General features: G+C 35.1%; 19 protein-coding genes and 2 tRNA genes. 17 read left to right on the top strand and 4 right to left on the bottom strand.

The window, feature by feature from the left end; translation table 11 throughout:
• The first annotated feature begins 432 nt into the window (after positions 1-432).
• From FLP_RS22115 to FLP_RS22065, 11 genes are all read left to right on the top strand, one after another.
• Positions 433-2139: an arylsulfatase gene (locus tag FLP_RS22115; protein ID WP_065451662.1), complete on the top strand. Its 1707-nt coding sequence runs from the start codon at positions 433-435 to the stop codon at positions 2137-2139.
• A 69-nt stretch (positions 2140-2208) separates the two neighbouring features.
• On the top strand, positions 2209-3225 hold the full coding sequence (locus FLP_RS22110) for an HAD family hydrolase (protein ID WP_083195928.1): 1017 nt from the start codon (positions 2209-2211) through the stop codon (positions 3223-3225).
• 94 nt (positions 3226-3319) lie between these two features.
• A complete protein-coding gene (locus tag FLP_RS22105; RefSeq protein ID WP_065451661.1) occupies positions 3320-4147 on the top strand; it encodes a hypothetical protein in 828 nt (275 codons plus the stop codon).
• Positions 4148-4183: 36 nt separating this feature from the next.
• Complete coding sequence (locus FLP_RS22100; protein WP_083195927.1) at positions 4184-5635, top strand: DUF1254 domain-containing protein; 1452 nt, start codon at positions 4184-4186, stop codon at positions 5633-5635.
• Between the two features lie 53 nt (positions 5636-5688).
• Entirely contained in the window at positions 5689-7161 is a 1473-nt protein-coding gene (locus tag FLP_RS22095) for a DUF1254 domain-containing protein (RefSeq protein WP_083195926.1), read from the top strand.
• An 11-nt stretch (positions 7162-7172) separates the two neighbouring features.
• Positions 7173-8573 carry a DUF2252 domain-containing protein gene (locus tag FLP_RS22090; RefSeq protein ID WP_065451660.1) on the top strand — a complete coding sequence of 467 codons (1401 nt, stop codon included), beginning with the start codon at positions 7173-7175 and terminating at the stop codon, positions 8571-8573.
• Between the two features lie 263 nt (positions 8574-8836).
• Entirely contained in the window at positions 8837-9418 is a 582-nt protein-coding gene (locus tag FLP_RS22085) for a DUF4136 domain-containing protein (RefSeq protein WP_065451659.1), read from the top strand.
• Between the two features lie 134 nt (positions 9419-9552).
• A complete protein-coding gene (locus FLP_RS22080) occupies positions 9553-10740 on the top strand; it encodes a helix-turn-helix domain-containing protein (protein ID WP_065451658.1) in 1188 nt (395 codons plus the stop codon).
• A 56-nt stretch (positions 10741-10796) separates the two neighbouring features.
• Positions 10797-11768, top strand: a complete 972-nt coding sequence (locus tag FLP_RS22075) for a SphA family protein (RefSeq protein WP_065451657.1) — start codon at positions 10797-10799, stop codon at positions 11766-11768.
• Positions 11769-11852: 84 nt separating this feature from the next.
• Positions 11853-13037 carry a BamA/TamA family outer membrane protein gene (locus FLP_RS22070; RefSeq protein WP_065451656.1) on the top strand — a complete coding sequence of 395 codons (1185 nt, stop codon included), beginning with the start codon at positions 11853-11855 and terminating at the stop codon, positions 13035-13037.
• Between the two features lie 172 nt (positions 13038-13209).
• On the top strand, positions 13210-14274 hold the full coding sequence (locus FLP_RS22065) for a glycoside hydrolase family 130 protein (protein ID WP_065451655.1): 1065 nt from the start codon (positions 13210-13212) through the stop codon (positions 14272-14274).
• Between the two features lie 103 nt (positions 14275-14377).
• Here the strand turns inward: FLP_RS22065 and FLP_RS22060 are convergent, their stop codons facing one another.
• Entirely contained in the window at positions 14378-14620 is a 243-nt protein-coding gene (locus tag FLP_RS22060; RefSeq protein ID WP_123921695.1) for a hypothetical protein, read from the bottom strand.
• A 174-nt stretch (positions 14621-14794) separates the two neighbouring features.
• On the opposite strand from FLP_RS22060, the gene FLP_RS22055 reads away from it, so the two are divergent.
• The 3 genes from FLP_RS22055 to FLP_RS22045 all read left to right on the top strand — a co-directional run bounded on the left by FLP_RS22055 (position 14795) and on the right by FLP_RS22045 (position 16897).
• Positions 14795-15991 carry a C1 family peptidase gene (locus FLP_RS22055; protein WP_065451653.1) on the top strand — a complete coding sequence of 399 codons (1197 nt, stop codon included), beginning with the start codon at positions 14795-14797 and terminating at the stop codon, positions 15989-15991.
• Between the two features lie 199 nt (positions 15992-16190).
• A complete protein-coding gene (locus FLP_RS22050) occupies positions 16191-16544 on the top strand; it encodes a hypothetical protein (RefSeq protein ID WP_123921694.1) in 354 nt (117 codons plus the stop codon).
• A gap of 116 nt (positions 16545-16660) precedes the next feature.
• Positions 16661-16897 carry a hypothetical protein gene (locus FLP_RS22045; protein WP_065451651.1) on the top strand — a complete coding sequence of 79 codons (237 nt, stop codon included), beginning with the start codon at positions 16661-16663 and terminating at the stop codon, positions 16895-16897.
• A gap of 170 nt (positions 16898-17067) precedes the next feature.
• On the opposite strand, the gene FLP_RS22040 is transcribed toward FLP_RS22045, so the two are convergent.
• From FLP_RS22040 to rseP, 3 genes are all read right to left on the bottom strand, one after another.
• Positions 17068-17141: transfer RNA gene (locus FLP_RS22040), tRNA-Asn, on the bottom strand.
• 38 nt (positions 17142-17179) lie between these two features.
• Positions 17180-17253 (bottom strand) — tRNA-Asn (locus FLP_RS22035).
• 85 nt (positions 17254-17338) lie between these two features.
• Positions 17339-18679 (bottom strand): RIP metalloprotease RseP, encoded by a 1341-nt coding sequence (gene rseP, locus FLP_RS22030; RefSeq protein WP_065451650.1) that lies wholly within the window; start codon positions 18677-18679, stop codon positions 17339-17341.
• A gap of 200 nt (positions 18680-18879) precedes the next feature.
• Between rseP and FLP_RS22025 the strand changes: the two genes are divergently transcribed.
• The 3 genes from FLP_RS22025 to FLP_RS22015 all read left to right on the top strand — a co-directional run bounded on the left by FLP_RS22025 (position 18880) and on the right by FLP_RS22015 (position 22668).
• The gene (locus tag FLP_RS22025) at positions 18880-19953 is read left to right on the top strand and encodes an NADH:flavin oxidoreductase/NADH oxidase (RefSeq protein ID WP_065451649.1); all 1074 of its coding nucleotides are present in this window, start codon (positions 18880-18882) and stop codon (positions 19951-19953) included.
• A gap of 182 nt (positions 19954-20135) precedes the next feature.
• On the top strand, positions 20136-21176 hold the full coding sequence (locus FLP_RS22020) for a Gfo/Idh/MocA family oxidoreductase (protein WP_065451648.1): 1041 nt from the start codon (positions 20136-20138) through the stop codon (positions 21174-21176).
• A gap of 271 nt (positions 21177-21447) precedes the next feature.
• Positions 21448-22668: an MFS transporter gene (locus FLP_RS22015; protein ID WP_243397604.1), complete on the top strand. Its 1221-nt coding sequence runs from the start codon at positions 21448-21450 to the stop codon at positions 22666-22668.
• Positions 22669-22821 lie beyond the last annotated feature (153 nt).

Genomic DNA, 22821 nt, shown 5'->3' with positions numbered 1-22821 from the left:
CTTGTGGTGTAAATCATGAGTCTTTTTTTGTTGTTATGCTAGCAATAAATAGATCATGTAAAGATATATTTTGAAAAATAAATTCTATTTCTAAAAATGCTAAACCATCTTATCAGATAAATTTTGGATGCTGCAATGTGCAAAAGGAAATACAATTGCGCAAAATATAGTGTTTTTATTGTTTCATTTTATAAAATGAAACAATCTCATGTCATCTAAATACTATAATTCGATTATTTATTATCTAATTTTGAGATACTTAAAAAAAAGTTAAGAAAATTCTTGATTCAAATTTGCCCATTATATAAAATGAAAAATTTGAAACATGTTCCACATTAATGAATTTTCTTATTGGAAAAATAAAATAATACTTTTTTAGATTTTATACGCACATCATTTATAACACAAGAACTATTAACAAATTTTATTACCATGAAACAAGTTAGACTTAAATGTGTTTTTAAAAACACAATGATGCTTTTAGCATTAGCATGCTTCAGTAGTATGCAAATGAACGGTCAAAGTGCGAAAAAGCCCAATGTTTTAATAATTTGGGGAGATGATATTGGTATAAGCAATATTAGTGCTTATAGCGATGGATTAATGGGATATACAACTCCTAATATTGATCGCGTTGCCAATGAAGGAATTCGATTTTTACAATATTATGGAGAACAAAGCTGTACTGCGGGACGTGCTGCATTACTTACAGGGCAGCATGGTATTCGAAGCGGGTTAACCAAAGTAGGATTTCCAGGTGCTCCAATGGGTATGAGCCAGTTAGATCCTTCTATTGGGGGTATTATGAAAAATTTGGGCTACGCTACAGGTCAGTTTGGTAAAAATCACGTGGGTGACCGTAACGAAAGTTTACCGACCGTAAATGGGTTTGATGAATTTTTCGGAAACCTGTATCACTTAAATGCTGAAGAAGAGCCAGAATTGCCGGATTATCCTAAAGACCCTTCTTACTTGAAAAAATTCGGGCCAAGAGGAGTTTTAAAATGTACTGCAACAAATGTTGATGATGGAAGTATTCCGGATCCTCGTTTTGGAAAAATTGGAAAACAAAGAATCGAAGATACAGGTCCTCTTACTAAAAAAAGAATGGAAACTATCGACGACGAAACATCTGCGGCAGCAATCGATTTTATTAAAAGACAGCATGCAGCAGGAAAACCATTTTTTGTATGGTGGAATGGTACCCGTATGCACTTACGTACTCACGTAAGACCAGAACACAGAGGTAAATATACTCATGGAGACAGTGAATATATTGACGGTATGATTGAGCACGACTTAACAGTTGGAGATCTTTTAAAAGTATTAGATGATTTAGGTATTGCTGATAATACGCTAGTGGTTTATTCTACAGATAATGGCCCTCACATGAATACATGGCCTGATGGCGCTATGACACCGTTTCGTTCTGAAAAGAACACAAACTGGGAAGGTGCTTTTAGAGTTCCTTGTTTAGTGCGTTGGCCAGGCGTAATCAAACCAGGACAAATTACAAATGAAATGATGAGTCATAATGACTGGATGCCAACATTGGCTTCAATTGCAGGTGAACCAGATTTAGCAAAAAAATTATTGAACGGGTATAGTGCAAATGGTAAAAACTATAATGTTCACTTAGATGGATTTGATCAGTCAGCAATTCTTCGCGGTACAGGGCCAAGTGCAAGAGATAAATTCTTTTATTCAGATGATGATGGTTTATTGGTAGGGTTGCGTCAGGGAGATTATAAATATGTTTTTGCTGAACAGCGTATGCAGGGTACGATGGGACTTTGGGCTGAACCTTTTACAAAACTTCGTATGCAAAAAATATTCAATTTAATGCAAGATCCTTATGAAAGGGCAGATATAACTTCGAATACCTATTGGGATTGGATTATCAATCACGTTCCATCTGTATATGGTCTTATGGAGCAGGTATTTATTTTCGCTGAAACATTTGATAAATATCCTCCGCGTTCGGTGCCTCCAAGTTTTAACCCAACAACTATATTGGAGCAAAAATTATTGCAAATAAAAGCGAAGGCATTTATAGAAAAAGAAAGAAAAATACTTCCAGGTAATGCAAACGAAAGTGTCGATGATGCAAATGCAAAAACAGATAAAAAGAAAAAATAAAGAAATTAGGATTAATAGAGCTTGAGCCAGTAATGGCTCAAGCTTTTCAATAACTTAAAAATCAATATTATGTATAGAAAAATATATATAGTACCCCTGTTTTTATTGTTACTGGGTTCTTGTAAAAAATCAGATACGATTACCGCCACCAACCCGAAAGATAGTACTCAAACTATCGCAACAAGTGGCGATCCACTGCCAAGCTGGAATGATGGAGCTTTGAAAAAAGATATAATTGCTTATGTTACTAAAGTTACAAAAGAAGGAAGTCCTGATTTTATTCCGATAGAAAACCGTATTGCCACTTTTGATAATGATGGAACGCTTTGGGCTGAAAAACCCTATGTTCAGGAATTATTTGCTTTCTACAGAGTGAAGAAAATGATTGAAAAAAATCCTGCTTTAGCTCAAAAACAACCTTTTAAAGCGGTTGTAGAAAAAGACAAAACCTTTTTCGAAAAAGGAGGAGATAAAGCCTTAATCGAATTGATTGCAGCCACACATACCGGTATGACCGAGGATGAATTTGAAGCTTCTACAAAAGAGTTTTTTGCAAGTGCTCAGTATCCCGGTAAAAATGTTCCCCTAAAACAAATCAGATACCAGCCACAATTGGAGCTTTTGAATTATTTGCGTGCAAATGGTTTCAAAACTTTCATTGTAACGGGTGGAACGATCGAATTAGTACGAGCAATATCAGCTGATTTTTACGGAATTCCAAAAGAACAAGTTGTTGGAACTTCTTTCAAATACACTTTTGACGATGCAACAAATTCCATTAAAAGAGAACCTGCCTTAGATCTTTTAGATGATAAAGTAGGAAAACCTGTGGGTATACAGCTTCATATAGGTCAAAGACCTGTTTTTGCCTGCGGAAACGAAGGTGGAGCTGGCGATCTTGCTATGTTACGATATTCTTCGGGAAGCAAATATCCTTCTTTTCAACTGATTGTAAACCATAACGATTCCATAAGAGAATACAATTATCAGGAAAAAGATAATTTGTCTCTAAGTACTGCTGTCAAATACAAATATCATGTAGTTAGTATGAAGGACGATTGGAAAACCATATTTCCAACTCGATAATTTTGAATTAGTTAGGATTAAGATGGAACAATTTTTAGTAGTAAAGATTGTTTCATTTTGATTTTGAGAACAAATATTTTAAATCAAATGTATTATGGAACAGAGCAACTCCTTTACAAATGTCAAATTCTTTTTGAGCGTAGTTTATTTTCTCATTGGTCTTTCAGCTTTTGCACAAGAAGAGCCGAAAGCCGGAGCAAGTGCTCAGGAACTGGCAGATAAATTAGCCAATCCGGTTGCGAGTTTGATCAGTGTTCCTTTGCAGAACAATTTAACGTATGGCATTGGTCCGTACAATGGAGCAAAATACCAAATAAATATTCAGCCAGTCATTCCTTTTAAATTAAGTGAAAATCTAAATTTAATTACTCGTTATATTCTTCCAGTGGTAGATCAGCAGGATGTTATTGCAGAAAATAGCCATGAATTTGGTTTAAGCGATGCAACCGTAACAGCATTTTTTGCCCCTAAAACCAAAGGAATTATTTTGGGAGTTGGTCCTGCTTTTTTAGTGCCAACGGCTACAGAAAAATTTCTGGGGACAGAAAAATTTGGAGTCGGACCAAGTGTTTTGGTCATGCATCAGGGGAAAGGCCTTTCTATAGGCTTCATTGCTAATCAGATATGGTCTGTAGCAGGAAACGAAAACAGAGCCGATTTTAATCAATTTTACACCCAGATATTTTTAACTCATAGTTACAAAAGTGGTGCGAGTTTAGGTATTACTTCAGAGATTACACAAAATTGGGAAGGAAATACAACATTAATTACACTTAGTCCAAATGTTGGAGCTATTACAAAATTAGGCGGTCAAACGATGCAATTTGCTGTTATGCCCTTGATACCAATTGTGGGGCATTCGGATATAAGACCAGATTGGGGATTGAGAGCGGTTGTGGCTTTTGTATTTCCGGGTTCTTAAGATATAGTACTTTTTTCATCCTTAAAAGTAAAATTTATGAAATCAAAAATGTTATTAATTGCATTCATTGGCACGTTGTGGTCTTGTACTAATTCTACAAAAAAAAATGAAACGACGATTGTTGCAGATACTACTCAGACAGCGGTATTTAAACCCGCCAATTTTGAAGAACAGCTCATTTATAATCGTGCAGTTCAAGCAGTAATTTGGGGAATGCCGGCAGTAAATTCAGAATTGTTTCATGAAAGTCTTATCAAAGCAAAAGGCGATTACAATCAAGTTGTTTTTTGGTCGGGTCTTATTAGTTCTAAAAACCAAACTCTGACACCAAATCCAGATGTGATTTACATAAATCCATTTTATGATATCAGACAAGGTCCGGTTGTTTTAGAAATCCCAGCAGTTGAAGGAGCTTCTTCATTAACAGGGAGTTTAGATGATGGCTGGCAGACTGCAATTGAAGATATTGGCCCGGCTGGAGTAGATAAAGGAAAGGGAGGTAAGTATCTTATTTTACCGCCTAATTATAAAGATGCTGTTCCGTTAGGTTATATTCCGATGCCGTCATCAACTTATACGGGATTTGCAATACTGCGATCCAATCTTACCGATGGAAGTCCAAATGACTTGAAAAGAGCTATAGAATATGGAAAAAAAGTAAAAATATATCCGCTTTCTCAGGCTGATAATCCGCCAGTGACGACTTTTGTTGATTTGCTTAATACTGATTTTACCAACACCATTCCGTATAATTTTCATTTTTTTGAAATCCTAAATCAGTTCGTGCAAAGAGAACCCTGGTTGGAACGAGATCTTGTAATGGTCGATCAGCTAAAATCAATTGGAATAGAAAAAGGAAAAACTTTTCACGCCGATGCCAGAAAACAGGAAATTCTAAATGCGGCAATTACAGACGCACACAAGTGGATTGATTCAAAGTATGAAAAAATATTTACACCTCCTTTTTATGATGGAACAAACTGGGCATTACCAGCTTCGCCAGATGTGGTGAAAGCTATAATGTCAAATTATTCAGTTCCTGGACTTTATCCTGTTGATGAAAGAGCGATAAGTTATTCAATGGCTTATTTCAGTGCAAAAAAACTGGGGACAGGGCAATTTTATTTAATGTCAATTAAAGATAATAACGGGCAGCAATTTGATGGTTCAAAATTGTATAAACTTCATCTGCCAGCCAAAGTTCCAGTAAAATTATATTGGTCTATAACAGCTTATGATCGTGAAACACACGCATTGATTCTCGGTATGAAATATTCGAGCCGTGCTTCGACAACACCCGGACTTCAGAAAAATGCCGACGGTTCTGTAGATCTTTATTTTGGTGCAAAAGCTCCAGAAGGAAAAGAAGCAAATTGGGTTCCTACAGATCCTAAAAGAAAATTTGAATTACTGGCTCGTTTTTATGGACCAGAAAAAGGATTTTTTGATAAAACATGGAAAATGGGAGATGTTGAAGAGGTGAAATAAATACAAATCGGAATTCAGGAAATTTAAGTTTCAGCATTTAATTATACAGCATTATGAAAAACAGATGTCTCATTATTATCGTATTTTCATCTCTTCTTTTAAATTTTGGATGTAAAAAAGCAACAACAGAAAATGTTGCTTCAGCATCAGTTTCAACTTCTGGAACTGAAATAAAAATGGATGGAGAATTACCTTCAAAAGAATCTATTCCAAAATTATTTGACGAAATGGATTTTCAACAGGCAACTCAATGTTATTTGTGGGGATTACCAATTGTGGCTTTCGCCGAATGGCAGCAGCAGCAATACAAAACATTTAACGCTACAAGTAATGATTTGATTCTTTATAATAATTATAACGATCGTTTAGGAATTCTTACAGCAAATGCTACAACGCCTTATATTGTTTCGTTTATAGATCTTGCTGCTAATGGCCCGACTGTTATCGAAATGCCCGCAGGACATACAGCTGGTGGATTAGCAGATTTCTGGCAACGCGAGCAGGCTGTAATTGGAGAAATGGGACCAGATAAAGGAAAAGGTGGTAAATATATTTTAGTGCCGCCAACAATGAAAGATTTCAAAGCAGCAGGTTATTTTATAGTTCCATGTAATACTGTTAACGTGTTTTTTGGTTTTAGAACATTAGATCCGGATCCGAAAGTGACCGAAACATTATTGAAGCAGGTAAAAATATATCCTTATGACAAACGGGCAAATCCAACAGCTACGAGAGTAATTAGTCCGCCAGCCGGCAAAAAGTGGTTAGGGATTCAGCCATCAGGAATTGCCTATTGGGAACGTCTTCATGCCATTTTACAAAATGAACCTGTAGAAGATCGTGATCGCTTTTTTATGGCGTGGCTTATAAATTTGGGTATTGAAAAAGGAAAACCGTTTAATCCGGATGAGCGTCAGAAGAAAATTTTAATTGCTGCTGCCGAAAAAGGACAGCAAATGGCAATGGCAAATTCATTCGAAAAACGTTTTAAAGACGTAAAACACTGGCCGGATAAAAAATGGGATTATGTAATGATTATCAAAGATCCGTCACAACATGCTGATAATTATGATGAATTTTTTGAAAGAACGTCCTATTTCTATGAAGCGGTAACGTATTCAAAAGCTATGATTACTAAAATTCCAAATGTGGGTCAGGCCTATTTAGGTTCTTATTTTGATAATACAGGAAACTGGCTCGATGGAGGGAAAAATTATACATTGAATGTGCCGGCAAACCCTCCGGCTGTAAATTTCTGGTCGATTACGATTTACGATGTGGCGACACGCTGTCTGATTGATAATCCTCAAAAAAATGCTGATTTATCTTCCCGTAAGGATTTAATAAAAAATGCTGATGGTTCTGTCGATTTGTATTTTGGACCAAAGGCACCAGCCGGAAAAGAGAAAAACTGGGTACAGACTTTACCAGGAAAACACTGGTTTACCTACATGCGTTTTTACGGACCAACTCAGGCTTATTTTGATAAAAGCTGGAAAATGGATGATATTAAGGAAGTGAAGTAATAATTATTCTAATGGCTGAAAAATTGGAAAATATCGAAATTTCATTTGATGCATTATCTTCAAAAGCAGAGCGTTACGATAAAGGTACGGCAATTAGAAAAGTCGTTCCACGTTCTTCTCATGAGAAGTATTCGCCTGCAGAAAACCGTGAAGATCCGGTAGAAATTTTAATTAAAACCAGCATTGGAAGAATAGAAAGTTTACTGCCCATTCGATACAGCAGAATGATGGAAAGTCCCTTTGCCTTTTTTAGAGGATCTGCTGCTATTATGGCTGCAGATTTAAGAACAACAGTAAATACTGGAATAGATTTACAGCTTTGCGGTGATTGCCATTTGATGAATTTTGGAGGTTTTGCAACCCCGGAACGTAAATTGGTCTTTGATATAAATGATTTTGATGAAACATTTCCGGGTCCGTGGGAATGGGATTTAAAAAGACTTGCAGCAAGTTTTGTAATTGCAGGACGATGGAGAAAATTTAGCAATAAAACCTGTAAAGAATTTGCATGGAATGTTGCCGATAGTTATAAGAGACATATGCTGGAATACAGTAAATTATCGGCACTTCAAATTTGGTACGCTGACATTGATCTGGCTGAACTTATTGACAGAAACGAAGATGAGGAACTGAAAGAATTTCAGCAAAAAAGACTAAAAAAAGCAGCAGAATATACTGCGCACGAAAAAGAATTTGCAAAAATGACGTATCAGGAAGGACCACGGGCCAGAATAAAAGACGACCCGCCTTTAATTTATCATCCATCAGGAGAAGAGGGAAAACGGATTTTGTTAGAAGCAGAAACCATTCATAATAAATATTTAGAAACATTGTCTGATGAAAAAAAAGTATTGCTTAGCAGGTATACTTTGCATGATTTGGCCATAAAAGTAGTAGGTGTGGGAAGTGTGGGAACACTTTGCGGTATTAGTTTATTAATGTCCGCCACTGGAGAACCTATTTTTTTACAATTTAAAGAAGCCAGAAAAAGTGTTTTAGAAGAAAATGTAAAAGCAAAAAGCAAATACACACATCAGGGCGAACGAATAGTGAGAGGACAAAAGTTGATGCAAGCGGCATCGGATCTGTTTTTAGGATGGACAAATAATACCGATAATAGTAAATTTTTCTATATCCGACAGCTTCGTGATGCAAAAGTAAAACCAGTACTTGAAATTATGAAAGCTAAAAACATGAGCGATTATGCCAAAGCTTGCGGATGGGCACTTGCAAGAGCACATGCCCGTACTGGAGATCCGTCGGTGCTGTCAGGTTATATAGGAAAAAGTGATGAATTTGCCAATGCCATTTCGAGATTCTCTATTTCCTATGCCAATCAAAACGAATTAGATTATAATAAAATGTTAGAAGCAATAAAAGAAGGAAAATTACCCATTTCGGCAGAAATCTAGCTTTATTAATAAAATAGAATATACGGGTAAGAGATTTTTGAGACAAAAATTATTGTGATAGAATAAGTAAGAATTTTAGTGATAGTACTATGCTAATTAAATAAAATAATTTATCTTTGAGTATGAACTAAGGTATTGGTTAGTAGTTGTTTGTGAAAAAATTAAGCAATTATTTAACATGACTTCCCCCATATTCAGGATTTAATCAAGATTTAAGAATTTTAGTTAAAAACGAATTTAATCATTAATTTAAATACCACAACATGAATATTAAAAGAAAGAATCTTCGTATAATCCCAATGTTACTTTTGGGTTTGTTTTACAGCTGTTCTCCATCTGTAAAAGTTACAACTGATTACGACCATGCCGCTAATTTTAGCGAATATAAAACGTTTGCATTTTATGATTTAAAAGCGCAGGAAGGTCAGATAAATCAATTAAATGTGGATCGTATTACAAAGGCGATCCGTTCAGAATTAATTAGCAAAGGCTTTACAGAAACCAGTGCTGATCCTGATTTAAAAGTAAATGCAGTTACCATCTTAAAAAATAAAACACAGGTTACTGCTAACTCAGATTTTTATGGCTATGGCGGAATGTACCGTCCTTACGGATATTGGGGCGGAGGAGCGATGATGGGTGGTGCCAATACAACATTTAATACTTACGATTATGTTGATGGTTCACTTATAATCGATATCGTGTCTTCAAAAACTCAAAAACTAATTTGGCAAGGAGTAGGTAATGCACAAATTGACAGCAAACCAGACAATCCTGACGAATTTGTTGCCAGTTCTATCAAAAAAATTCTGGAAGGTTTTCCTCCGGGATTAGCAAAAAAATAGTTTAAAACTTATTATTTAAGAATACTGTACTTATCTCCCCGGTGAGTACAGTGTTTTATAAGTTGAAGACTGCTTCTTTTTAAATTTATTTTAAAAAGAAAAAGGAATATTTCAAACAAATCAAGAGTTAGAGTATGGTAGATATTGTACTTTCGCTATTCTTTTTTATAGCGACAATAGTTGGTTTTGCAACTTCGTTTATGGTTCTTTTTTCAAAAAAAAACTATTCAAAAAGTTTTTTTCTGGGCCTGTTTTTGTTCAGTCTTGCAGTTGTCAGCGTTTATAACTTTTACTTATCGGTAACTGGTTTTAAAAACTTTCCTGATTTATTTATGATTGCAAAATCGTTTATTTTTCTGGTGGCTCCTTGCGCTTTTTTGTATGTAAGAAGTATATTGTTTTCAGGCAGATTATTTAAAAAATACGATTGGCTGCATTTTTTACCTTTTCTAATCTATTTTAGTTTAACCCTTTTGGTATGGTTAGGGAATTTTATCAATCTTCCTATACTTGATTATATTTCTGTGAAAATAAACAGTCCGTTTTCGACATTAAGTCTTACTGTTTGGCTCTTTTACGCTTTTTGCCAGACCATGATGATTTTGAATTATGATTTGAAAACATTTAAAGAAAATCATTTTAGCAGAATAAAAATTTTAAGATGGATAAGAGTATATAATTTGATGATATTGTTTATGTTTTCAGCTCTTTTTGTGCATTATTTTTTAATTGCACGAGTTGATAAGGTTGATTTTTCCTGTTACATATTAATATCCTCCGTTTTGGTTTTTACAGTAGGCTGGCTATATTTTAAACCACAATTTTTTTATGACTCGAATGAAACTATCGAGATTGCTGAAACAAGATCAAAACCCCTAAAAACCGCCGAAAGTAAAACTGCTTTACCACTGGTTAAAGAATTAACTGCCGAAAAAAAATTACTATACCTAAACAAACTAGAAAGCATTTTTGCATCAAAAGAACTCTTTTTGAAAAAAGATTTAGTAATTCGCGATATAGCTGATGAAACCGAAATATCAGTACATCACATTTCCAATTTAATCAATTCAGAATTTAATCTTCATTTTCAGGATTATGTCAACTTAAAAAGGATTGAGTATTTTAAAGAAAAAATTAATGATCCTGAATGGAAAGATCTATCACTCGAAGGTATGGCCTGGGGATCTGGTTTTAAATCCAGAACAACTTGTTTTAGAGCCTTTATAAAACATACCGGAAAATCACCTTCTGAATATTTTAAAATAATTAGAATTAATCCTGAGAAAACGAATGGTTACTATTTTAAAGAAGCTTCGAATTAAAAAGGGATAGTTTGTAAAAAGAAGCTTTGGAGTCTATTAATTTTTAAATATCAATTATGAAAACAAAATTTAATACCAAGAGACAAACCATAAAATCATTTTTTACAATACTACTTTTCTTTGTTTGTTTCCTTGGTCATAGTCAGCTTAAGGGAGGGCATATTCTTGGTGCAATGGGACTGCAGTCCGGAACACAAACTCCTGAAAATACGTTAAGTGTTTATGTACCGGGATATTTTTACAGTGCTTCATCTTTACGAAATGCCAATGGCGATAAAGCTATTGTAAATCCTGATATTAACATGTTTATTACAGGTGTTGGGGCATCCTATGTAAGTGATTTCAAAATTTTAGGTGCCAATTACGGAGCAACTGTTTTAGTTGCATTTGCATCCAATAGAATTCAGGGAAATACTTTAGACTCCAAAACTTCTATTGCTTTAACAGATACTTATATCGTACCGGTTCAATTGGGCTGGCACAATAAAAGGGCCGATTTTGTTTTTAGTTATCAAATCTACTTGCCAACAGGAAAATTTGATATGGGAGCTTCTGATAATAGCGGTTTAGGAATGTTTATGAATGAATTTTCAGCCGGAACCACTTTATTTTTTAATGATAAAAAAACGGTTCATTTTTCGGCTTTGGCCTCTTATGAAATAAATGGTAAAAAGAAAGATACCGATATTAAAACCGGAGATCTTTTAAGTATTGAAGGAGGTTTGGGAAAAACATTTTATATGATGAATCCTGAAAAAACAGCTCCTAAAGGAATCCTTAACGCAGGATTAATTTATTATTTGCAATACAAAGTGACAAACGATCAAATACCGGTTCCTGTATTTGGTACTATTGAAACAGATAAAGATCGTGTTGGCGGTATTGGAGCCGAGATAAACTATTTTCATATTGGCTCTAGTACCTCTGCCGGATTCCGTTGGATTGCTGAGGTCGAAGCCATAAATAGATTTCAGGGAAATACATTTTTTCTAACGCTTGCACATGTGTTTAGTTTAAAGAAAAAATAGTTGCAAGTAGCGTAATGTGACTGCTTTTTTTAATTGAAGAGTGTTTTTTTTTTTAATGAATTCGATAATCTTAAATTATTTTTAATGAGAAATAAATATTCAGATTCTACCAGGAAAAGCACGAAACTCTTTCAGAAAATTATTCTCGCAACACTTTTCTTTCTCTTATCATCCACTGCATTGCTAGGACAAAAAACTCATATTAGTGTAAAAGATTCTCTGGACGGAGCATTCGATTTAAGCGATTATATTATTTACGCACATGGTTTTATTGTTGTTCCCACATTAATTACAGAACCGGCTTTAGGCGGAATTGGGGGTGCAGTTGTACCTATTTTTCTAAAAAAACATGATCCCATAATTGATGAAAACGGAAAAAAACGCTTTATAGACCCCGATATTACGGGAGCGATGGGTATGTATACAGGTAATAAGAGCTGGGTTGCGGGCGCGTTTAGAGCCGGAAGTTTTATAAAATCAAAGATAATGTACCGTGTGGGAGCAGGTTATGGAAATGTAAACATGTCTTTTTATGAAAATTTGCCCAGCGGAAAAGATCAGGAAATTGATCTTAATTTTAAATCATTTGTTTTTTACGCACGAGTAATGAAACAGTTTCGAAATGCAAAATGGAGTGCGGGGCCACAATATCTTTTGTTAGACTCTAAAATTAATTTTCCGGATTTAAACAATCTTCCCTCATTTGCTAAATTAAATGATATAAAAAGTGTGGTAAGTCAATTAGGAGGAGCCATTCAGTTTGACGGACGGGATAATATTTTTACTCCGGATAAAGGAGTTCGATTACAGGCAGACTTTTTTTGGTCAGATAATACATTAGGCAGTGATTATGATGCCTGGCGGGTAAATTTATCAGCAATTGGATATTACCCCATAGCTAAAAAAATAATTGGAGGACTCAGGATCGAGGGCGAGCAGGCTTTTGGGAGTCCGCCTTTTTATCTTCGGCCAGGAATTAACTTAAGAGGCATTCCGGCGGCCAGGTACCAGGGTAAAACCAGTATCGTTACCGAAGGAGAGTTGAGGTGGGATGTATACAGAAGATGGAGCCTTATGGGTTATGGCGGTGTTGCAAGTGCTTTTAATGATTGGGATAAAGCTTTTTCTAAACCGGTAGTCTACAGTTACGGAACAGGTTTTAGATATTTACTGGCTCGAAAATTCAAACTCCGTATGGGAGTCGACGTTGCAAAAGGTAATGAAGACTGGGCTTATTACATCGTGTTTGGTAGCAATTGGTTACGATAATAATATTACAATTAGTTAGTTTATAGCTAAAGTCTCAATAGTTACTATCTATTGAGACTTTTTTTTTGTTTTTTTATGTAAAAATTTAAGCATGGCAGGTTTTTAAATAAAAATAGATCTTAAATAAAAAAATAGAGTTATCTTTTAGCTACAATAATCTAGAGACATAGATATGAAAGATATAGCAAAACGTTTTAAAGAAAATCCTTTACTATCGCCATCTGATCTACCTGCAAGCAGAGAAGGACTAGAAATTACCTGCCTTCTGAATCCCGGAGTATTTTGGTTTGAAAATAAAACATGGCTAATTGTACGAGTTGCAGAAAGACCACAACAAAAAGAAAACATGATTTCTTTTCCGATATTAACAGCAACAGGCACTATTGAAATAATTGAGATTGTAAAAGATCATCCTGATTTAATAGCAAGGGATGCCAGAGTAATTAATTATAACGGAGTCGATTACTTAACGACGTTATCGCATCTGAGATTATTGTGCAGCGAAGACGGACATCGGTTTTATGAGCCTGAAAATTATCCTCATCTTGTTGGTGAAGGAGCGCTGGAAACTTTTGGAATCGAGGATTGTCGTGTTGCTCTGATCGAAGGAACTTATTATTTAACCTTCACTTCGGTATCAGACAACGGCGTTGGAGTTGGTTTAAGAACCACCAAAGATTGGAAAAATTTTAAAAAACACGGCATGATATTACCGGCACACAATAAAGATTGTGCCATTTTTGAAGAAAAAATAAATGGAATTTTTTATGCTTTGCACCGTCCAAGCAGCGTAGATATTGGCGGTAATTATATCTGGTTAGCCTCATCTCCCGATGGTATTCATTGGGGAAATCACAAATGCATTATTAAAACCAGAAAAGGATTGTGGGATAGTAAAAGAGTTGGGGCAGGAGCTGCTCCTATAAAAACAGACAAAGGCTGGTTAGAAATTTATCATGGCGCCAATGAAAATCATCAATATTGTTTAGGAGCTTTTTTAATGGATCTCGAAGATCCTTCACAAATAATTGCAAGAACGCATGAGCCCATCATGGTGCCTACTACACATTATGAATTATGCGGATTCTTTGGCAATGTAGTATTTACAAATGGGCATATCGTTGAACCTGATGGCGATACTGTGACTGTTTATTACGGAGCTTCTGATGAATTTGTTTGTGGTGCACAATTTTCGATTAAAGATATTTTCTCACTTCTACAATCTAATGCTTTATAAAAAAGAAGCTGTTGATTGGATTATAATTCCAATCAGCAGCTTATAGTAAACATTACTAGCAAGTTTTTCAGGATGCTTATTACTTCCAGTAAGGTTTTATGATTTAGTTTGCTTTGCGGCTCAAAATCAATACTACAATAGTTCCAAGTACACAAAAAATAATGGCCTGTATGGAGCCTTCAGGACCAAATGCTCTACCGGTAATAAATTCCGGACCCTGGATTTTGGCTTCTAATAAACTATTTGTTTTTTTCGTTTCCGGAAGTGATCGCTCCAAAAATCCCTGATTGGGTAAAATTCCAGCAAAATGTAAAGCAAGTGGCATTTTATAAAAGTAAAAAAACATTCTTTTCGATTTAGTTAGAGTTTCTTTTCTGCATATTTTGTAAGAGATTATAGCTTAATGAAAATATTTTGTAATTATTAACGGTTGAAACTTAGCTTTTATGTATAAAATTTAATTGTTTTGTAACAAAAATAAATTGTAACAACTAATTTATTAAATCATTAAATAAATATTATGAATACATTTTCATTCAAATCAGTGCTTGCTGCTTCGGTTTTTTTTCTTGGAGCAACTGGCTGTTTTGCACAAGACATTTTAGTGAATTCACTAAAACTCAATGCAAGCGAAAAAAGTAAAGAAAACTTTAAATTCACCGACGTAATCAATTTAGGAACTACATCTGTAAAACTTCAGGGTTCATCAGGAACATGTTGGAGTTATTCTACTAACTCTTTCTTAGAGTCAGAAATGATTCGTTTAGGAAAACAACCAGTAGAATTGTCTCAGATTTACTCTGCAAGAAACGTTTATGTAGAAAAAGGAGTAAATTATGTACGCATGCACGGAGCAGTTACTTTAGGTGATGGTGGAGCTTTGCATGATGTAATAAATATGTATAAAAAATACGGAACCGTACCAAGAGAAGTTTACACAGGATTGAACTACGGAACTGATAAAAATAAATTTGGAGAAATGGCAGCGCTTATAGAAGGTGTTCTAGCGGCTGTGGTTAAAAACCCGAACGGCGAATTAACGCCAAACTGGAAAAAAGCTTACACTGCAGTTATCGATTCGTATTTAGGAACCGTGCCGGAAAACTTTACTTACAAAGGGAAAAACTATACGCCACAAACTTTTGCTAAAGAAGTAGTAGGAATTAATCCTGATGAGTATGTAGAAATTTCATCGTTTACAACCTCTCCGTATTACGAAAAAACAACCATGATGGTACCGGACAACTGGTCATTTGATCAGGTTTACAACGTAAAAGTAAACGACATGACAGATGTTATCGACAATGCTCTTAAAAAAGGTTACACAGTAGCATGGGCAACAGATGTAAGCGAGAAAAGCTTTAGCTGGAAAAATGGAGTAGCCTATGTACCAACAAAGAAATTTGACGATATGACTGCCGAAGAAAAAGCAGACATGTTCAACGGCCCAAAAGCGGAACCTGAAATCACACCTGAAATGCGTCAGGCTGCGTTTGACAATTACACCACAACAGACGACCACGGAATGCACATTATTGGTCTTACAAAAGATCAAACCGGAAAAGAATATTATATTGTAAAAAATTCATGGGGAGCAACAAACGACTACAAAGGATATTTGTTTGTAACTAAAAACTTTGTGAAATATAAAACAACTGCTTTGTTACTAAACAAAGGAGGAATACCTACTGAAATTGCGAAGAAGTTAGGGGTTTAAGAGTATAGCAAATTATCTAAATAAAAAGCAGCGTTACTGAAAAGTAACGCTGCTTTTTTATAATAATATGAGAATCCATATTATTAGTTACGTTTAAACGTTTTTTATGGCTGTTTATAGGTTTTATTAAATAAAGAAATAAAATAATAACTATCTTTATATCAGTGTTTTGTATTTATTTTAGGAATAATGCCAAACTATGATGAAAATTTATGAGGTACTTTTTGTAGCAATTTTATTAAATTTTTCTTTTAGCTGTTTTGGGCAAAGCAAAGACAATGCTTCTGCCATTACAGCAATCGAGAATGCAACCGTGCGTTCTGATAATTCCTCTAAAGAAAATCTGGTAATTGTAGGGTATTATGTAGAGGAAACCATTAATATGACTTTCGGAAAAAGAATTACCAAATACGAAGTTTCAAAACTCAATATGGTCAACACCTATGACCTCGGTCCTAATAATACCAGAGTAGTAACGCCAATATACAGAAAACCGAAAGTAAAACGCTTTGATGTTGCATTAAAGTCAAAAACTGTCGTTGATAGTCCGTAAAAATCGATCCGATTATAGTCGATGTAATCGCTCCCGCCGAAGCCCCAAAATATTTAACGATAGATGTAGTCGACACATATTCAAAAGTTTTGGACAAAGGATATAAATCCATAGATATGCTCACTAAAGTGGCAGACAGGGCTTATTTTGATGGTGATTTGGCTAAAGCAGCTAAATACTACGAAGAACTTTTTATTCTGAAAACAGATTTAGATGCCATGTATTATTATCGTTATGCAGAATCCTTAAAAGGTATCAACCAAATGGGCAAAGCAAATGAAGCAATGCTTTTATTTGAAAGTAAAAATATAGGCAATAATGTGTTGAAGCACAATAAATTGGTGAGGAACTAGAGATTAATTTTTGAAAAGAATTTATGACTACTGGTATTTAAATATAGCCAACGGTTTCAACCGTTGGAACGCAATACATCTCTTGATGCAATATTACTGTTGAATTTGGGGGTCAATACAAACATTATAAACAAAAAAAAGACTATCATTTGATAGTCTTTTTTTTTAAGCTCCCTCTCTTGGGCTCGAACCAAGGACCCTCTGATTAACAGTCAGATGCTCTAACCAACTGAGCTAAGAAGGAATCACCTTAAAGGTAAATATGTTTGCTAAAAAAAGTTGCTCCCCCTCTTGGGCTCGAACCAAGGACCCTCTGATTAACAGTCAGATGCTCTAACCAACTGAGCTAAGGAGGAAGTTGTTGCTCTTTTTAGCGAGTGCAAATATAGAGGATTTTTTAGTTTCTCAAAAATATTTTTGCACTTTTTTTAAAATATTTTACTACTTGACAATTGCCTTATAAATATCATTTCCGTTAGCGAACAAAAGTAGCGTTATAAGTAGAACGAAACCAACTATTTGAGCATTTTCAAGGAATTTGTCACTCGGTTTTCGGCCGCTAATTATTTCGTATAATAAAAACATCACATGACCACCATCAAGCGCCGGAATTGGCAATAAATTCATAACTCCAAGCATAATCGACAATAAAGCGGTAATCGACCAGAAAGTTTCCCAACTCCAGGTACTCGGAAAAATATTAAAAATCGCTGCAAAACCACCTACTTGTTTGTAAGCTTTTGTTTCAGGATTAAAAATCATTTTAAGTTGTTTTCCGTAGCCTACTAATTGATCTTTCCCTTTTGTTAGTCCAACCGGAATAGATTCAAAGAAACTGTAGTTTTTAGTGCTTACCTTATAGTAACCTAGTTTTGCCAAAGATTCGATATTTAAACCGCCAACATTAACACCTAATACACCAGCTTCAGAAACTTTAACGGTAACAGGTACTTGTTTTAGATCACGTAAAACAACAGCAGGAATTGTTTTTCCTTTATTTTTTTCTAAAATTGTTTTAACCTGATCAAAATATCTTGCATCTTGTCCGTTAAGACTAATAATTAAATCTTTTGGTTTTAAAGCAGTGTTTCCAGATTCTGGCGTAACAGCAGCAATAGCAAACGGAATTCTCATGTCTACAAGATGCGCTTTTTTCTGTTTAGAAAGCTGATCTACAAAATCAGTAGGCATTTTAACGGTTTGTTGTTGTCCGTTTCTTTCAATCAAAATTTCTTTAGCCATGATAATTTTCATGTTGATGTCGTTATCGAAATTTTCGATTTTTTGTCCATCAACAGCCAGAAATTTATCACCAGTTTTAAAACCAGCTTTTAGCATTGCAGGATTTTCCACTAAAACCCCGTCTTTTAAGTCAGAGTTAGCCACATAAATATCGCCATATGCAAACGCCATTCCTATATATATGATGAATGCCAGGATAAAGTTTACAGTAACTCCGCCCAACATAATAATCAAACGCTGCCAGGCTGGCTTAGAACGAAATTCCCACGGTTGAGGTGGCAAAGACATTTGTTCTTTGTCCATACTTTCGTCGATCATTCCGGAGATTTTTACATAACCTCCAAGTGGTAACCAACCAATTCCGTATTCGGTTTCGCCAATTTTCTTTTTTAACAGGGAATATTTAACATCAAAAAATAAGTAAAATTTTTCGACTCTTGTTTTAAATAATTTTGCAGGGATAAAATGCCCTAATTCGTGAAGAATAATAAGTAAAGATAAACTCAATAGAAATTGAGAGAGTTTGATAACTATATCCATTTTGTATTTTTAGTTCGTAATTTAACGCACAAAAGTAACGTTTCTATTTTAATTTGATAGTGCAATATAATACTTAAGGTTTTAAATGTTTGTTAATTAATAAACATTTAGATTTCTCCTTTTACGAAGAAGCTTTAACTTTACTTTTTTAAACACTATCATACTCAATAGGTAGCGCAAAACCCTTAAAAGTTACAAACATGGCTTCATTATTATTTTCTCCACTTACTATAAAAAAAATTACTTTAAAAAATAGAATTGTTATTTCGCCCATGTGCCAATATTCTTCTGTTGACGGGTTTGCAAATGATTGGCATTTGGTTCACTTAGGTAGCCGTGCCAGTGGCGGAGCAGCTTTAATTATTCAGGAGGCAACAGCAGTTTCTCCCGAAGCCAGAATTTCTCCATCTGATTTAGGAATCTGGAAAGATGAGCACATCGAAAAACTCAAAACAATCAACGAATTTATCGTGTCACAAAAAGGGATTCCGGGAATTCAGCTGGCGCATGCAGGACGAAAAGCAAGTGTTTCGGCTCCTTGGGAAGGTAATAAAAAATTAGATTTCGCTCAGGGCGGATGGCAAACGGTTGGCGCGAGTAACATTCCGTATCATGATGGCGAACCATTTCTTCCGGAAGCTTTAGATCAAAACGGAATCCAAAAAGTTATTTCAGATTTTAAGGCAGCGACAAAAAGAGCGGTTCAGGCGGGTTATCAGGTGATGGAACTTCACGGAGCACACGGCTATTTGTTGCATCAGTTTTTATCTCCGCTAACTAATGTACGAACCGATGAATACGGCGGAAGTTTTGAAAATAGAATTCGTTTTACTCTGGAAATTGTAGCAGCGGTTCAGTCAGAATGGCCTTCTGATTTGCCTTTATTCGTAAGGATTTCCGCCACAGATTGGGCAGAAGGCGGATGGAATCCGGAAGAATCTGTACAACTTTCGAAAATCTTAAAAGAAAAAGGAGTAGATTTAATAGATGTTTCATCAGGCGGATTGGTTTCACATCAAAAAATTGAATTAAAAGCGGGTTATCAGGTTCGGTTTGCAGAGAAAGTTAAAAAAGAAGCATCAATTTTAACCGGTGCCGTAGGTTTAATTACCGAAGCCAAACAAGCCGAAGAAATTCTGGAAAACAATCAGGCCGATTTAGTTTTATTCGCCAGAGAATCTCTTAGAAATCCGAATTTACCTTTAGATTTTGCCAAAGAATTACACGACGATATTCAATGGCCAAAACAATACGAACGCGCTAAAATTAAATAATTTTTTTGCCACAGATTTCACAGATTAAAATGATTTAAAAAAATGTCGCCACGAATTACACTAATTTGCACAAATGATATTAATTCAAACTGCGAAAAAAATTAGCGAAAATTGGTGTAATTAGTGGCGAAAGAAAAATCATTTTAATCTGTGAAATCTGTGGCAAAACTAAACTAGACAAAATGCAAAAAATAAAAACAGCACTATTATCATACGGAATGTCAGGGAAAGTTTTTCATGCACCGTTTTTAGATATTCACCCCGGATTTGAACTTTTAGGATCTTGGGAAAGAAGCAAAAAACTCATTCAGGAAGATTATCCAAGTGTAAAAAGTTATCCAACAATTGATGATTTACTAGCAGATGATGTAGATTTGGTAATTGTAAACACGCCAGTTGGCACTCATTATGATTATGCTAAAAAAGTTCTTTTGGCAGGAAAACATGCTGTTGTCGAAAAAGCATTTACTACAACCGTGGCAGAGGCAGAAGAATTAGCCTCAATTGCAAAAGAAAAAGGATTAAAATTAGCTGTTTTCCAGAACAGAAGATGGGACAGCGATTTTAAAACCGTTCAAAAAGTAATCAAAGAAGGAACTTTAGGAGATTTGGTCGAAGCCGAATTTCACTTTGACAGATACAATCCTTTATTGAGTGCAAAAGCACATAAAGAAACTGTAAACGATGGCGCCGGAATCCTGAAAGATTTAGGTCCGCATTTAATCGACCAGGCCGTTTGTTTGTTTGGTTCACCAAAGTCAGTTTTTGGAGATATTCGTTTTACAAGAGAAAACTCTTTGGTAGATGACTGGATCGATTTATTGTTGATTTATGAAGATTTCAGAGTGCGTTTAAAAGCCAGTTTTTTTGTTCGCGAAGCCAATCCGGCATATACCATTCACGGAAAAAAAGGTTCGTTTTTAAAACCTCGCGGTGATGTCCAGGAAGATGAATTAAAACTGGGTAAAAAACCAAACCTGGAAACTTGGGGAACAGAATCAGAAACCCTGCAAGGACTTTTACATACCGAAATTGACGGAAAAGAAATACGTGAAAAAATCCCAACGCTTCAGGGAAATTATTTTTCGTTTTTTGATGGAGTTTATGAATCAATTGCGAATAATAAAACAGAACCTGTTACAGCACAAGATGGGGTAAAAGTGATGCAAATTATAGAAGCTGCAATCGCAAGTAATGCACAACAAAAAGTAATTGATTTGTAGATAAATTAGCCCACGGGTTTTACGGATGAAACGGATTAACGCAGATTTATTCTAATTATATCTTTAAATAATACCTTCAAGACGCACAACTGTGCGTCTTTTTTATGCGTAGGAATAGAAAATCTTAGCCCCTTAGTTTCTCAGAACCTTAGTCCCTTAAAAAATAAATTTATAAACATATAACGTTATAAATTTAGGAACTAGTAGGGTTTTATAGTCTATAAAGTGGCTTTTTAGTACTTTTATGCTAGAAATCCAAAAATACATTACTTTGATCAGTTTCAATCCATTATCGCTATTCCAAACAAAAGGAAAAATCAAGAAAGTTTATAGAGAAGCAAAAGTCTCTTACTTAAACCGAATTCGTTTTGCTGTGGGAATGTTTTATTTTGGTATGGGATTAAGTTTTGCAACCTGGGCGAGTAGAATTCCGGACATTAAAACCGCACTACATTTAACCGAAGGCGATTTGGGTTCGATTCTTTTTGCCTTGCCAATGGGGCAATTGATTATAATGCCTTTTTCAGGTAAAATGGTAACCAAGTTTGGGAGTCATCGTATTCTTATTTTCTCTTTAATAATGTATGTTTTATGTCTGGCTAATTTAGGATTGGCAACATCAGCGTTGCAATTATCGTTAGGATTATTTCTATTTGGAGTTTTTGGAAATTTAGCCAACATTGCCGTAAATACTCAAGGCGTTTATACCGAGGTGCTTTTCAAAAAAACAATCATGTCCTCTTTTCACGGTATGTGGAGTTTTGCCGGCTTTACAGGAGCTTTGGTTGGTCTGGGAATGTTGACTTTAAAACTAACACCATTTCATCATTTTTTAGTTGTGGGCGCAATTGTACTTTTAATGGTCGCTTTCAATTTTAAATTTTTGGTCAAAGCCAAAGAAAAAATAAAAAACAAAACATCCGAAAAGAAAAAACTATTTGTAAAACCCGACAGCTCTTTGCTTTGGCTTGGCGTCATTGGTTTTTGCAGTATGGCGAGCGAAGGGGTAATGTTCGATTGGAGCGGAGTCTACTTTAAAGATATTGTACAAGCTCCCGGACCTTTAGTAATTTTAGGCTATACATCCTTCATGATCATGATGGCCAGCGGACGATTTTTAGGCGATGGGCTTATCAATAAATTTGGACGTGAACGCGTGATGCAAATTAGCGGCGTTATGATTTCTGTCGGACTTTTTACGGCAGTTTTTCTCCCTTATATTATTCCTTGTACCATTGCTTTTATGCTTGTTGGTTTAGGAGTCGCTACCATTGTGCCTACTGTTTATAGTATGGCAGGAAAAAATCCTACGGTTCCTCCCGGAGAAGCTTTAACAATTGTTTCAAGTGTAAGTTTCTTAGGTTTCTTAATGGGGCCTCCGGTTATTGGTCATATTGCGGAAGCTTTTGGACTTCAGTTTTCCTTTGCCTTTATCGGAATCTTTGGCGTTTTGATCGCCTTTATGGTTTCTAAAATTAGAACTACTGAATAGAAAAAATCTCTGCAAAGTGGCGAAGTCGCAAAATTTTTATTTTAAAATTTTCATAATTTAAGCATGTAGAACTGCAATTTTGAAAATAATTGAAATAGACATTACTGCAAAAATTTGTAAGAAATTACTTTGTTGTTGTTTTTTGTTTATATT

Source organism: Flavobacterium piscis (assembly GCF_001686925.1).
GTDB lineage: Bacteria > Bacteroidota > Bacteroidia > Flavobacteriales > Flavobacteriaceae > Flavobacterium > Flavobacterium piscis.
This window is presented reverse-complemented; position numbering and strand designations above follow the sequence as displayed.

What these genes read in the sequence shown, in the direction of transcription:
- FLP_RS22115 (WP_065451662.1), top strand. Translation starts at nt 433, where the DNA reads ATGAAACAAGTTAGACTTAAATGTGTTTTTAAAAACACAATGATGCTT.
- FLP_RS22110 (WP_083195928.1), top strand. Translation starts at nt 2,209, where the DNA reads ATGTATAGAAAAATATATATAGTACCCCTGTTTTTATTGTTACTGGGT.
- FLP_RS22105 (WP_065451661.1), top strand. Translation starts at nt 3,320, where the DNA reads ATGGAACAGAGCAACTCCTTTACAAATGTCAAATTCTTTTTGAGCGTA.
- FLP_RS22100 (WP_083195927.1), top strand. Translation starts at nt 4,184, where the DNA reads ATGAAATCAAAAATGTTATTAATTGCATTCATTGGCACGTTGTGGTCT.
- FLP_RS22095 (WP_083195926.1), top strand. Translation starts at nt 5,689, where the DNA reads ATGAAAAACAGATGTCTCATTATTATCGTATTTTCATCTCTTCTTTTA.
- FLP_RS22090 (WP_065451660.1), top strand. Translation starts at nt 7,173, where the DNA reads ATGGCTGAAAAATTGGAAAATATCGAAATTTCATTTGATGCATTATCT.
- FLP_RS22085 (WP_065451659.1), top strand. Translation starts at nt 8,837, where the DNA reads ATGAATATTAAAAGAAAGAATCTTCGTATAATCCCAATGTTACTTTTG.
- FLP_RS22080 (WP_065451658.1), top strand. Translation starts at nt 9,553, where the DNA reads ATGGTAGATATTGTACTTTCGCTATTCTTTTTTATAGCGACAATAGTT.
- FLP_RS22075 (WP_065451657.1), top strand. Translation starts at nt 10,797, where the DNA reads ATGAAAACAAAATTTAATACCAAGAGACAAACCATAAAATCATTTTTT.
- FLP_RS22070 (WP_065451656.1), top strand. Translation starts at nt 11,853, where the DNA reads ATGAGAAATAAATATTCAGATTCTACCAGGAAAAGCACGAAACTCTTT.
- FLP_RS22065 (WP_065451655.1), top strand. Translation starts at nt 13,210, where the DNA reads ATGAAAGATATAGCAAAACGTTTTAAAGAAAATCCTTTACTATCGCCA.
- FLP_RS22060 (WP_123921695.1), bottom strand. Translation starts at nt 14,620, where the DNA reads ATGTTTTTTTACTTTTATAAAATGCCACTTGCTTTACATTTTGCTGGA.
- FLP_RS22055 (WP_065451653.1), top strand. Translation starts at nt 14,795, where the DNA reads ATGAATACATTTTCATTCAAATCAGTGCTTGCTGCTTCGGTTTTTTTT.
- FLP_RS22050 (WP_123921694.1), top strand. Translation starts at nt 16,191, where the DNA reads ATGATGAAAATTTATGAGGTACTTTTTGTAGCAATTTTATTAAATTTT.
- FLP_RS22045 (WP_065451651.1), top strand. Translation starts at nt 16,661, where the DNA reads ATGCTCACTAAAGTGGCAGACAGGGCTTATTTTGATGGTGATTTGGCT.
- rseP (WP_065451650.1), bottom strand. Translation starts at nt 18,679, where the DNA reads ATGGATATAGTTATCAAACTCTCTCAATTTCTATTGAGTTTATCTTTA.
- FLP_RS22025 (WP_065451649.1), top strand. Translation starts at nt 18,880, where the DNA reads ATGGCTTCATTATTATTTTCTCCACTTACTATAAAAAAAATTACTTTA.
- FLP_RS22020 (WP_065451648.1), top strand. Translation starts at nt 20,136, where the DNA reads ATGCAAAAAATAAAAACAGCACTATTATCATACGGAATGTCAGGGAAA.